At 63.3% G+C, this 11,391-nt stretch carries 7 protein-coding genes and 2 pseudogenes; 3 read left to right on the forward strand and 6 right to left on the reverse strand.

From position 1 onward, the window contains the following. Window positions 1–26 precede the first annotated feature (26 nt). From EU800_RS09995 to EU800_RS10005, 3 genes are all read right to left on the reverse strand, one after another. Window positions 27–251, reverse strand: coding sequence for a hypothetical protein (locus tag EU800_RS09995; protein WP_129631270.1), 225 nt, complete (start codon window positions 249–251; stop codon window positions 27–29). Window positions 252–472: 221 nt separating this feature from the next. Continuing rightward, a complete protein-coding gene (locus tag EU800_RS10000; protein WP_242500459.1) occupies window positions 473–1,912 on the reverse strand; it encodes a TrkH family potassium uptake protein in 1,440 nt (479 codons plus the stop codon). 27 nt (window positions 1,913–1,939) lie between these two features. Beyond that, on the reverse strand, window positions 1,940–2,380 hold the full coding sequence (locus EU800_RS10005; RefSeq protein WP_165354615.1) for a cyclic nucleotide-binding/CBS domain-containing protein: 441 nt from the start codon (window positions 2,378–2,380) through the stop codon (window positions 1,940–1,942). A gap of 429 nt (window positions 2,381–2,809) precedes the next feature. Between EU800_RS10005 and EU800_RS10010 the strand changes: the two genes are divergently transcribed. Together EU800_RS10010 and EU800_RS10015 are read left to right on the forward strand one after the other, a co-directional pair. After that, entirely contained in the window at window positions 2,810–6,094 is a 3,285-nt protein-coding gene (locus tag EU800_RS10010) for a rhamnan synthesis F family protein (RefSeq protein ID WP_165354616.1), read from the forward strand. Between the two features lie 34 nt (window positions 6,095–6,128). After that, window positions 6,129–7,055: an NAD-dependent epimerase/dehydratase family protein gene (locus EU800_RS10015; protein ID WP_129631277.1), complete on the forward strand. Its 927-nt coding sequence runs from the start codon at window positions 6,129–6,131 to the stop codon at window positions 7,053–7,055. Between the two features lie 274 nt (window positions 7,056–7,329). On the opposite strand, the gene EU800_RS10020 is transcribed toward EU800_RS10015, so the two are convergent. Beyond that, window positions 7,330–9,126: an ABC transporter ATP-binding protein gene (locus EU800_RS10020; protein ID WP_129631279.1), complete on the reverse strand. Its 1,797-nt coding sequence runs from the start codon at window positions 9,124–9,126 to the stop codon at window positions 7,330–7,332. Window positions 9,127–9,405: 279 nt separating this feature from the next. Between EU800_RS10020 and EU800_RS29025 the strand changes: the two are divergent. Next, a pseudogene (locus EU800_RS29025) lies at window positions 9,406–9,591 on the forward strand (IS3 family transposase); the annotation flags it as partial. A gap of 302 nt (window positions 9,592–9,893) precedes the next feature. On the opposite strand, the gene EU800_RS10025 reads toward EU800_RS29025, so the two are convergent. Together EU800_RS10025 and EU800_RS10030 are read right to left on the reverse strand one after the other, a co-directional pair. Further along, window positions 9,894–10,811 (reverse strand): glycosyltransferase family 2 protein, encoded by a 918-nt coding sequence (locus EU800_RS10025; protein WP_165354617.1) that lies wholly within the window; start codon window positions 10,809–10,811, stop codon window positions 9,894–9,896. Window positions 10,812–10,942: 131 nt separating this feature from the next. Next, window positions 10,943–11,266 (reverse strand): annotated as a pseudogene (locus EU800_RS10030) (integrase core domain-containing protein); the annotation flags it as partial. Between the last annotated feature and the right edge of the window lie 125 nt (window positions 11,267–11,391).

An 11,391-nucleotide genomic window follows, 5' to 3' on the forward strand; every position in this document is an offset into this window, starting at 1 on the left:
CGCCCGGAGCCGGCTCCCTCCGGGGCTCACACGAAATGCGCGTCCCGGAAGACGTGATCGACGATATCCTCCCGCAAGAGGCCGAGCGCCTCGAGCTCCGCGTCCGACTTTGCCTCGAGCGTGCGCAACAGGGCGAGTTGGGCCGCCTTGCCATCCGCAGGCGCCCGCAGTGCGCAGATGTCGGAGAAATAGCGGACCGCGCGCAGCCGCGCGTCCTCGGCGTCGGAACCGGTTCCCGGAATGTCGATCATCGTTTCATCCTCAGGGTCTGCGGGTCTCCCCACATGGGATTGATAGGCGAGCGGGGCCGGGGAGGCCACGATGAATGCCGCAACCCTGAAATGCGCCTGAGACAGGTCTTTTGGGGCAAAATGTCGCCATTATCAGCGCAAAATGGGCGAATTGGAGCGGTAAACGGCGAATCTGCTGCAGATTGACGCGCCGGTTCGCGGCGGCGTCCCGTCCGGGAGCGTCACCCTGTCCAGAAGCGCCGCGTGAAGAGGACGTAAAGAGAGAGGATCTCCAGCCGACCCGCGAGCATGCAGAAGATCATGATCCACTTGGCCGAGTCCGGGAAGCTCTCCATCGAGCCAGAGGGGCTGAGCCCGGCGCCATAGGCCGGTCCGACATTGGCGACCGATGTCCAGGCAGCGGTGACGGATGTCTCGAAGGTCAGTCCGGTCAGCGCCAGGCCCGCGGAAGCGAGGCCGAGCGTGAGGATGAAGAGGGTGAAGAAGGCGATGACGGAATCGATCACGTCGCGTTCCAGTGGCCGGCCGGCGAGCCGCGGCTCGGCCACCCGGTCGGGTGTGTGCAGCCGCACGATCATCGACCTGACGCTTTTCCAAAGCACCAGCCAGCGGAAGATCTTCACCGAGCAGGCGGTCGAGCCCGTGCAGCCGCCGACCAGCGCCATGGCAAAGACTACCGTCAGCGTGAAGCTGCCCCAGGTGGTGATGTCCTCACTGGCATAGCCGGTTCCGGAAAACAGCGTGACGACGTTGAAGACGCTCTCGCGCAGGATCTCGCTGAAATCGCCCTGTCCGGTGAGCCAGCGCTGCGCCGTCACCGCGCCGGTCGAGAGCAGGATCAGCTGGAGATAGGCACGGACCTGGACGTCCGAGAAGATCGGCCTGACCCGGCCGCCCATGAGTTGGACGAAGCGCACCAGCGGCAGGCTCGCCAGGAACATGAAGAGCGCAGAGACATATTCCAGCGGCCCCTCGAAAGCGGCGAACGAGGCATCGGTGGTCGAGAAACCGCCGGTGGAGATCGTGGTCATCGCGTGGACCAGCGCCTCGAAGGGCGTCATGCCGAACTCGACATAGGCGATCACGCAGGCGGCGGTGAGCAGGAAATAGACCGAGAGCAACCCCCGGGCGATGTCCAGCGCGCGCGGCAGGATCTTGCCCAGCGTGTCGAACCCCTCGGTGAGGAAGAATTGCATGCCGCCGACGCGCATCGCCGGCAGGAAGATCATCGCGACGATGACGATCCCGAGCCCGCCCAGCCACTGCAGCAGGCCGCGCCACAGCAGCACGCCCCGGGGCAGCGCATCGAGATCGGGAAAGACGGTCGAGCCGGTGGTCGTCATGCCCGACATCGCCTCAAAATAGGCGTTGACCAGCGTCGCATGCGGCGCACCGAGGATGAAGGGCAGGGCGCCGACGGCTGGCAGGAAGGCCCAGACCAGCGATGTCAGGAGGAAGGCCTGCCGTCGGTCGAAGAAGCGGATCGTGGTGTCGGCGGTGGCGAGGATGGTGCTGAAAGCGCAGAACAGGACGATGGTGCCGGACAGGACGAAGACGCTGGCGGGCTGGCCGCCCGTCGCGTGGTCGACCGCGCCGCAGACCAGCATCAGCAGGCCCATGACGGCGGCGAGCCAGGCGACGGCATTGGCGACCGGGCGCATCTCCATCTCGCGACCCGCCGCCCGGCCTTAGTCCGCAGGGCTCATGCGGAGCAGGGCGAGATCGCGCAGCACGCCGGCCTCCAGCGCATCGTCGGCATGGATGCGTTCGAGAAGGTCGCGCTGGCTGAAGACGCGCAGGAACGCGCCGTCGCGCAGCATGACCAGATGGCGGATGCGATGCTTCGTCATCAGGCGCAGCGCCTCCGAGAGCGGAGTGTCTGCCTCGCAGCTCACCGCCGGGCTCGACATGCAGTCGCGGACTGTCGCGCTGTCGAATGTGCCGCCGACGAGGCTGCGGATGATGTCGTGATCGGTGACGATGCCCTCGACCCTTCCGTCCAGATCGACCACCGCAAGCGCGTTGACATCGAGTTCGACGATCCGCTCGGCCGCCTTTCGGATCGGCAGACCGGCAAAACAGCAGGAGCGCACGCCGGTCTCGTAATTGTCGATGCTTTCAACGGACATGCGCATTCCTTTCCCTGCGTCGTCCCATGCCGGGTGCTTCGCCCGACGCTGGCAGCGCCGCGGGACTCTACAACTCTGCCGCGTCGCGGCAAGAGGGAAGGCCCGCCCCGGCGGTGAATTGGCGAACCGGCGCGGAGTGTGTTCTGCCGGAAATGGCTTCGCACGAGTTCCGGACGCTTCGCCCTCGGGAAAGCGACACCGACGCCTCCAATGTCCGCCCGGACAAACGGATTGACCGGCCACGCCACCACAACTAACAACGGCCCGAATGCGGGATGCAGAGACGATCGGCCGATTGCGCACGGCACATGTGCCTTCCGCCGTCCGATGTCGCGCCGGAGGCCGGGTCGCGCAAGCTCCGGGGGATCACCGGGGAATTTTGCCCAGTTGTCCCGCCGGGACGTCGACGTAGGAAGGGCTGGCTCCTTGTTGTTCCTGGATACTGAAGTCACCTTCCCCAACTTCGTTCCCAAATCGACCGGGCTCGATCACGGCCCGTTTGCGATGTGGCTGGTGCGGAAGATGACACCGCGACGCATCGTCGGGTTGGGAGCCGGTTCCGGCTATAGCTATTTCGCCATGTGCCAGGCTGTGCAGGAGGCCCGCCTGTCGACCGAGTGTCTGGCTGTCGACAGCTGGACCGGAGAGGAGCGTGGCGGCGTCCCGGATGACAGCGTCTTCGAGGCCATTGCGGCGGAGAACCGGCAATATGCCGGATTCAGCCGGCTGTTGCGGATGACGTGTGGTGAGGCGCTCGACGAGGTCGAGGACGGGAGCGTCGACCTTCTCGAGATCGGCCGCCTGAGGTTCGGCGAGGAATTGAAGCAGGTTTTCGAGAGCTGGTGTCCGAAGCTCACCTCCTCGGCCGTGGTGCTTCTTCACGACACCGAGTTTCGGGACCGGGATATCGGAGTCCACCGCGACTGGCCGGAGATCCGGGAGCGGCACCCGTCGCTGGAGTTCCGGCACGGACGCGGGCTTGGCGTGGTCTTCTGGGGCGGGGAGAGCACGGAGGGGCTGCGCGATCTCGTCGATGTGGCGTCCGATCCACGGGACAGCGAAATGATCGCGGCGGTCTTCGCCGCCCTCGACGGACGCATGCGGTCCGAACGTGCGCTCGCCGGGCAGGACCAGCGGCTGGCCGACCTCGAGGCTGAGGTGGCGGATCTTCGCGATCTTCAGGTTCGGCTGCGCGCGCGCGTCAACGAGAGCGGGACCTGGCGGGACGCGATCGACGCCCAGGTCGAGGAGATGAACGGCTTGCGCCGCGAACTCGCGGCGGAACGCAATGCGCCGTGGGCGTCCGTCCGGCACAAGCTCGCGAGCAGAATTCTGTTCTATCTGGCCGGCCGAAACGGGCTGTTTTCCGAGCGGCGACGGGGAAAGTTCCTCAAATCTGCGCTGAAACGGGATCCAAACCGGTCCATCCGCGATCTGGAGCCGGAGGGCGCCGTCACCTTGGCCGGGGCCGGTCCGGACGACCGGCGCCGGCAGGAGGCTCCCTCACAGCGGCAGAACGAATGGACGTTCCCCACGACCGTGATGGTGGTCAGCCACGAGGCGTCGCGCACAGGCGCGCCGATCCTCGCGCTGAACCTCGTGCGGGAACTGTCGACGCGCCACAACGTTGTTTCAGTGAGCCTTGGCGGCGGCGAACTGATCCCGGACTTCGTCGACGCAAGCGCGATGTTCCTCGAACTCGACCGACGGAAAATGCCGCCGGATCTGATCACGCAGAAGATCATGGAAGCCTGTCGGCGCCACGATATCTCCGTGGCGTTCGTGAACGGGGTTGGCTCTCATCATGTTCTGGCCGGCCTGAAATCGGCCGGCGTTCGCAGCGTGGCGCTCTTGCACGAGTTCGCGGCCTACATTCGACCGAAATCGGTGTTTCGCGACATTTTCTCGGAGGCTGACCAGGTCGTGTTCTCGACCCGGATCACGCTCGAAAACGCGCTTGCCCGGACCGGGAGCGAACGGCCGGTCAATCTGCATGTCCTGCCGCAGGGGAAATGCGCCACCGGACTCGAAGACCGGGAAGCCGACGCGGAGGAGCGTCTCTGGCTCGACAGCGTGCTCCGACCGGGCGGCAACGAGGACCGTGACTTCCTGGTTCTGGGAGCAGGCAAGATCGAACCGCGCAAGGGGCTTGATCTCTTCATCGAGACCGCCAACCGCGTCGTTTCAGGCCCCGATGGCGGACGTTTCCGCTTCGTCTGGATCGGCCAGGGATACGACCCGGAAAATGACGTCCGCCACTCGGTCTACCTGGCAGACCAGATCGAGCGCGCCGGCGTTCAGTCCCAGGTTCAGATCATCAGGGCGACGAGCGAGATCGATCACGCATACGCGCTGGCCGACCTGCTGTTGCTGTCCTCCCGCCTCGATCCGCTGCCCAATGTGGCCATCGACATGTTGCTTGCCGGCAAGCCGGTGGTCTGTTTCGACCGCACGACCGGGATAGCCGATTTCCTGGAAGAGGCTGGCCTCGGCGAGGCCTGCGTTGCGCGCTACATCGACACCGCCGAGATGGCGGACAAGATCCGGGCGCTGGCGAAAGACCCGGCGCATCTCGCCGCGGTCGCGGAGGCGGGAACGGCCCGTGCCCGCGAGACGTTCGATTTCGCTGCCTATACACGCCAGCTGGAGGAGATCGCCGAAACCGGCGGCCCCAAGGCGGATCTGCTCGCCGCCGACTTCGAGCGACTCCGGTCTTCCGGGGTCTTCCGGCTGGATTTCTACACTCCGCTCAGAAGCAAGGTTACCGACCCCGACGAGATCATGCGGACCTACCTTCGGTCCAACCGCTCGGGGCCGAGGCTGCGGAAGCCGGCGCCGGGGTTCAACCAGCTGATTTATGCCGAGGAGAAGGGCTGGGGGAAGCCCGAGGATCCATTCGTGGAATACCTCGAAGCCGGTCGGCCGCAGGGGCGCTGGCAGGCACAGGTGATCGACGAGACAGCCCCGATCGACGATACCGCGCTCGCGACCGCGCGGGTCGCACTGCATCTCCACGCCTACTTCATCGACGAGTTCCGGGACATCCTGGCGCGGCTTGAAGCCAACCGGACCCGGCCGAGCCTCTTCGTCAGCGCCCCGGCGCGACAGATGGAAGAGGTCCGGGCGGCGCTCGAGAGCTATTCGGGACCGGTCGCCGCGCTGCGCGACGTGCCCAACCGCGGGCGCGACATCGCTCCGTTCCTGACCGAGTTCGGCAAGGAGATGGTCGCGGGGTTCGATATCATCGGCCATCTGCACACGAAGCAGTCCAGGGACCTGAAGGATCGGGCATTCGTCGAGACCTGGGTGGAGTTCCTGATGGAGAACACCCTCGGCGGCCCGAAGGGCGGCGCGATGCTGGACCGGATCGTGTCGGCCATGGTCTCGGCGCCGGATCTCGGCATCGTCTATCCCGACGACCCCAATCTGCTCGGGTGGTCGCAAAACAGGGCCCATGCCGAGCAGATTGCTGCCCGGATGGGAATTCACGACTTGCCGGAGCACATCAACTATCCGATGGGAACGATGTTCTGGGCGCGCGCGGGCGTGATCGAGCGCTTCCTGTCGCTGGAACTTAGTTGGGACGACTACCCGGCCGAACCATTGCCCTATGACGGGTCGCTGCTGCACGCGCTCGAACGCCTGCTCGGCGTCGTGCCGGGTCATGACGGGTTGCGCACGGGCGTGACCAACATCCGCGGTCTCACACGATGACCGGCCTCCGCAACTGCTCGAGGAGGGCAGGAAGATGAAGATTCTTGTACTCGGGGGATGCGGTTTCATCGGCTCGCACGTGGTCGATCGGCTTATGAGGCAGGGCCACCAGCTGCGCATCTTTGACCGGAGCGAGGAAAAGTTCCGCCTTCCGTTGCCGGGAGTAGACTACCGGCGCGGCGATTTCGCGGACCGGGCGGCGCTGGCCGAGGCTGTCGAGGGCATGGACGCGGTCTTCCACTTTGTCTCCACGACATTCCCGAGCACAGCCAATCTCGACCCGAAACGCGACGTGGCAGACAACCTGATCGGCACGCTGCAACTCGTCGAAGTCATGCTGGAGGCCGATGTCCGCCGGCTGCTGTTCCTGTCCTCGGGCGCTACCGTCTACGGACTCCCGGACGCCACACCGATCCCGGAAACGCACCCGCTGCGGCCGATTGGGTCCTATGGCATCACAAAGGCTGCCATCGAGCACAATCTCGAGATGTTCCGCCGCACAAGCGGCCTTTCGCCCGTCATTGTCCGGGCCTCCAACCCCTTCGGACCGCGCCAGAGCCACACCGGCGTGCAGGGCGTCGTGGCCACCTTTTTCAATCGTATCGCCAATGGCGAACCGATCGAGATATGGGGCGACGGGTCGGTCGTCCGCGATTTTGTCGATGTCCGCGACCTTGCGGATTTCTGCCTCCGGGCCGGAACCTCGACCCGCGAGGGCGTCTACAATGCCGGTCGCGGCGTCGGCATCTCGCTGGTCGATCTGATCGCGACGATGGAGCGGATCGCCGGGCGCTCGGTGCCGCGCGTGTTCAAACCGTCCAGCGTGACGGACGTGCCGGTCTCGGTACTCGATAGCCGCGCCGCGGAGCGGGATTTCGGCTGGCGCGCTGAGCACGACCTAGAGGAGAGCCTTGCGGCGACCTGGGACTGGGTGCGGAGCCTGAAACCGGGCATCGGCTAGACCGACCGACCTGGCGCGTGCAGGTTGCCTTGATCCGCTTACGCGCTTCTCCAAGCACCATTGTCGGGGGCTGTCCGGAGCGGATCGGAGCGAAGCCGCGCGGGAAATGTGGCGTCGGCGGTTCGGCCACGCCAGGTGCCCTTGCGCATTATTCGAAAGGATCGTTCAAGACCAAAGAGCATCAGTAGAAGGGGCGGACGGTCGTCTCTCTCGTTTGCCCGCTCGCAGCCCGGTTGCAAATGCGGAGATTGGTCAATGGAGAAATGACCGACGTTCAGGCACTCTCTTCCTCTATGGTCTCGCTCTCTTCAGGCGCATTCTGCTCCTCTTCGTCACTGATATTGAACAGACTGCGATAGATCGGAAAATTCGCCATCAGGTTCTCGTGGCTGTCCATGGCGAGTAGACGGCCGCCCTCCATCAACATCACCTTGTCGACCCATTGCAGGATCGCCGGTCGATGGGAGACAAAGATCATTGTCTTGTCAGGGTTGGAACTGACCGCGCGCGAGAGGATCTCTCGCTCGCTCTCGCCGTCGAGAGCGGACGTGGCCTCGTCGAAGATGACGATCTTCGAGCGCTTGAGCAGAGCCCGTGCGATACCCACGCGCTGTTTCTGCCCGCCCGAGAGCCCGACACCGTTGGCCCCGATCTTCGTGTCGAGCCCCTGGGGCATCTCGGCAATTACCTGAGCGAGCTGCGCCTCGCGAACGACCTCCCAGATCTCGTCCTCCGTCGCGTCCCGGCGCCCGTCCAGGATGTTCGCGCGGATCGTGCCCTCGAAAAGGAAAACCTCCTGCGAGATCAGAGCCGTGGCGTTACGCAGCGCCTCGTTGGAGAGTTCCCGGAGATCAACGCCGCCGATCCGAACGACCCCATGGGTGGGATCGTAAAATCGCTGGATGAGGTCGATCGTCGTCGTCTTGCCGGCTCCCGACCGGCCCACAATGGCAACATTGTCGCCCGCTTCCAGCTGGAAGCTCACCTCCCTGACTGCGGGCACTCGGTCGCCATAGGTGAAGGAGACATTGTCGAACTCCAAACTCGCCAACTTTCCTTCCAACGTCGTCGTGCCGGTTGACTTGAGCCGCACTGGTATTTCGATGATCTTGAACATGGTGTCCGAGAGAACGATGGCGTTCTGGATATCCACCAGCCCCTTCGAGAGCCGTTCGGCGGGCTGATAGGCCAGCAGGAAGGCCGAGATGAAGGCGGTGAACTCGCCCGGCGTCTTGCCGTGGGCGATCGTCTGCCAGCTGGCATAGAGCACATAGAGGCCAAGTACGAGCCCGCCCAGCAATTGCATGAACGGCATCGTCGCCGAGGTGATCCGCGCGATGCTGAGGATCCGGTCTTCAAGAGCCTGCACGGCATCAGAGAAGCGGGACTTGGTGCGGTCCTCAAGCTCGTAGCTCTTGACGGTCTTGATCCCCTGGAAGGTCTCGACCCCGACGGAATGAACGAGCCCGATCAGCGTTGCCTCGGATTGTGCAATCTTCTTGATCCGCTTGGACAAAGTTGTGATCAGCAAAAAGATCAGCGGGAAGAGGACGACTCCGGTGACCGACATGACCGGATCCTGTACCACCATCACTCCGACGAGACCGACAAGGGTCAGCGCGTCGGTGAGCATGTTGTTGCAAAGCCGGACGACAACGCTCGCGGCCATGCGTCCTGACATGAACACCTGCTGCATCATCGCGGCAGGATGGCGATCGAAGAACGAGATGTCTTTTTCCACGAGCGCGTTGAAGAGCTCGCGCTGGTATTGGGAAGAGATCGAGCGGTTCAGCATCTTGCCGATCACCGCGTTGCCGTATTCGCAAAGACTGAGTGCGGCCGACACGCCCACCACCAGCGCCGCCACCGACCACGCCTTGCCGAAACTACCCGAGACGAAGACTTCGTTGACGATCAGCTTGGTCGACCAGGCCAGCGCCGAGGTGAAGGTGGCCACACCGATCATCAGCGCAATCGACAGAACGTACATCTTCCATCGCGAAGGAATGGACTCGAGGATCAGACGCTTTGCGATCTGAAAATTGTCGATTTCTGGGGCTTTCGTGTCCATTTGTCCGGGCTATCCGAGTTGGGTGGGCGATCCGTGCCTATTCAAACTGCTCCCCGTGGGGGCCGCACGGTTGCGCGGCGGAGCGGTGCTCGCCCTCGTTTGGCGCGAATGGGCAGTACCTGTGGGCGAATGTCAAGGTGCCGGCCATTTGAAGGCGGTGAACTGTGAGTTCGAGGTGTTGAGTGGTCTGTGGTTGAACACCAATGGGGTACGACCGTCAAGCTGAACCGTAGCGGTATCTCCAGAGGCTCCCAACCTTGAAAAGGTGGCGCTATGACGATGGCACCCAAGCGAGTTGCGATTGAGGTGCGTGCCCGAGCGGTGCGCATGGTTCTGGAACATCAGGTCGATCACGCTTCGTAGTGGGGAGCGATCTGCGCGATCGCGCCGACGATCGGCTGCACGGCCGAGACCTTGCGCAAGCGGATTCGACGCAAAGGGCGCGAGACGGGAACAGGCCCCGGGCCGCTCGACGACCTGCTTGCGCGCCCCAATCGGTTTTTTTGCAATGCATCTTCCTTTCGACACGGCATCGCAATGGCAACCAACCCATCGTCGCGATAGCAAGCGGCGACGTATCTGGCGGTGCGCAGGGCTTGGAAACTCGGCATGGAGCCTGCGGCGGCGGCCTCCCAGGGCTGCACGATTCCGTGGCCCACACCGCCGACCGACCGGCCCGAACGCCGATAACATGGCGAACTCCAACGGGTCAGACTTTATCCATATCGCACAAGCGGTTTTCCCGGCGCTGCCGGAAGCTCCTTGAGTCAAGACGGATGCTGGAACAACGCCCGCGCTTCCCTGCGGAGTTTGCGAAGTTGAGGCTGGCGGTCCAGAACTCGAACAGCATTTGTGAAGCGTTGCAAACCATGCCGTTCGTACAGGATGGCTTGAGCCACCTCAACGAGTTCATGACGAGTATTGGCGTCGTAGCTCTTGGTCTTCGCATGGAAAACGAACGTGTGGGTGGCCAGCACCAGACCAAAACCTGCATCGGTAGCACGGAAGCAGAAATCGTTCTCCTCGCCAAAACCTTTCGGGAACGCGGTCTCATCGAACGGCCCAACCTGATCCCAGACTTCTCGTGTCATTGCGAAACAGAAGCTGTGTACAAGCGGCACTAGCGGGAGCGGAAGCGAAGCGTGTTTTTCGCAGAAGCGATCCATCTTGTCGACATCCCAGCCCTCGGGGAGGGTATTCACAGCTGTTTGCTGTGCTGTCCCCTGGACGCTCGGCAAGGATTGGTAGCTTGCTGCGTTCGACATGGGGCCTGCAATTCCTGCGCCGGGCGTTTCGATCAGGGCATCTGCCAGCTTTTCGGCCCAACCACGCGGAACGATCGTGTCGCTGTTCAACAGGATCACAACCTCGGCGTCGGTAAGGTTGACGCCGAGATTGGCTGCCTTCGTGTAGCCCATTGCGACTTCGTTCCGATGCAGAAAATAGTGAGGTCTGGCAGCGGAAAATTCCTTCAGGAACGCTTCGGTCGGCGCGTCTGAACCATCGTCTACCAGGAAAACGCGCTGTCGCTCGCCCAGATGCATGTCAACAGACGCAAGGCAGGCTTTTACATCCTCAAGGGCATTGTGGATGCAAATGACAATGTCGATTTCCGTCTGACCCCGCGCGATCATCCGATCGTCTCGAACATCAGAATATTGAACTGCGGCGGCGCGCGCTTCCACCAGAACCTCGTCAAGGACGCTGCCGACATTCTCGTTAAACGTGTCACGATCACAGAGTTTCAGTGCTCGCTTTGACCTGCCCCCCGGAGTTCCCTCGTTCATAACGAGAGTCTGCGGGTCTGGTTTTCATATTACTGGGTTTCGAACTGGGCAAGCGCGCCGGGCGCGGAGCCCTCAAATTGCTCAAGCGTCCGGCGCGCTTCTGCGGGGGTCTGGTTTCCCAGCGACGAGTGCGGCCTGACGTTGTTGTAGTCGTATCTCCAGAGGGCCAGCTTGCGGCGGGCGTCCTCCAGGCTGTCGAACATCTCCTCGTTCAAAAGTTCGTCACGCAGGCTGCCGTTGAACGACTCGATGTAGCCATTCTGCTGGGGTTTTCCCGGGGCGATGTAGTGCCAGTCGACGCCGTTGTCGTTCGCCCATTTCAGGATCGCCCGACTGGTGAACTCCGTGCCATAGCACGTCGGGAATCCTTCGGTTCGGGAGGTTATGGCCGCCTGCGGAGCCCCCGAGTTGCGCAGCTGGTGGCCATAACCGGTTTTCAGGTCTCAACAGTGGTTTGGCTGAACCACACTGATGAGGA

The organism is Tropicimonas sp. IMCC6043, from assembly GCF_004146235.1.
In the GTDB taxonomy this organism is placed as follows: domain Bacteria; phylum Pseudomonadota; class Alphaproteobacteria; order Rhodobacterales; family Rhodobacteraceae; genus Tropicimonas.

What these genes read in the sequence shown, in the direction of transcription:
- EU800_RS09995 (WP_129631270.1), bottom strand. Translation starts at nt 251, where the DNA reads ATGATCGACATTCCGGGAACCGGTTCCGACGCCGAGGACGCGCGGCTG.
- EU800_RS10000 (WP_242500459.1), bottom strand. Translation starts at nt 1,912, where the DNA reads ATGCGCCCGGTCGCCAATGCCGTCGCCTGGCTCGCCGCCGTCATGGGC.
- EU800_RS10005 (WP_165354615.1), bottom strand. Translation starts at nt 2,380, where the DNA reads ATGTCCGTTGAAAGCATCGACAATTACGAGACCGGCGTGCGCTCCTGC.
- EU800_RS10015 (WP_129631277.1), top strand. Translation starts at nt 6,129, where the DNA reads ATGAAGATTCTTGTACTCGGGGGATGCGGTTTCATCGGCTCGCACGTG.
- EU800_RS10020 (WP_129631279.1), bottom strand. Translation starts at nt 9,126, where the DNA reads ATGGACACGAAAGCCCCAGAAATCGACAATTTTCAGATCGCAAAGCGT.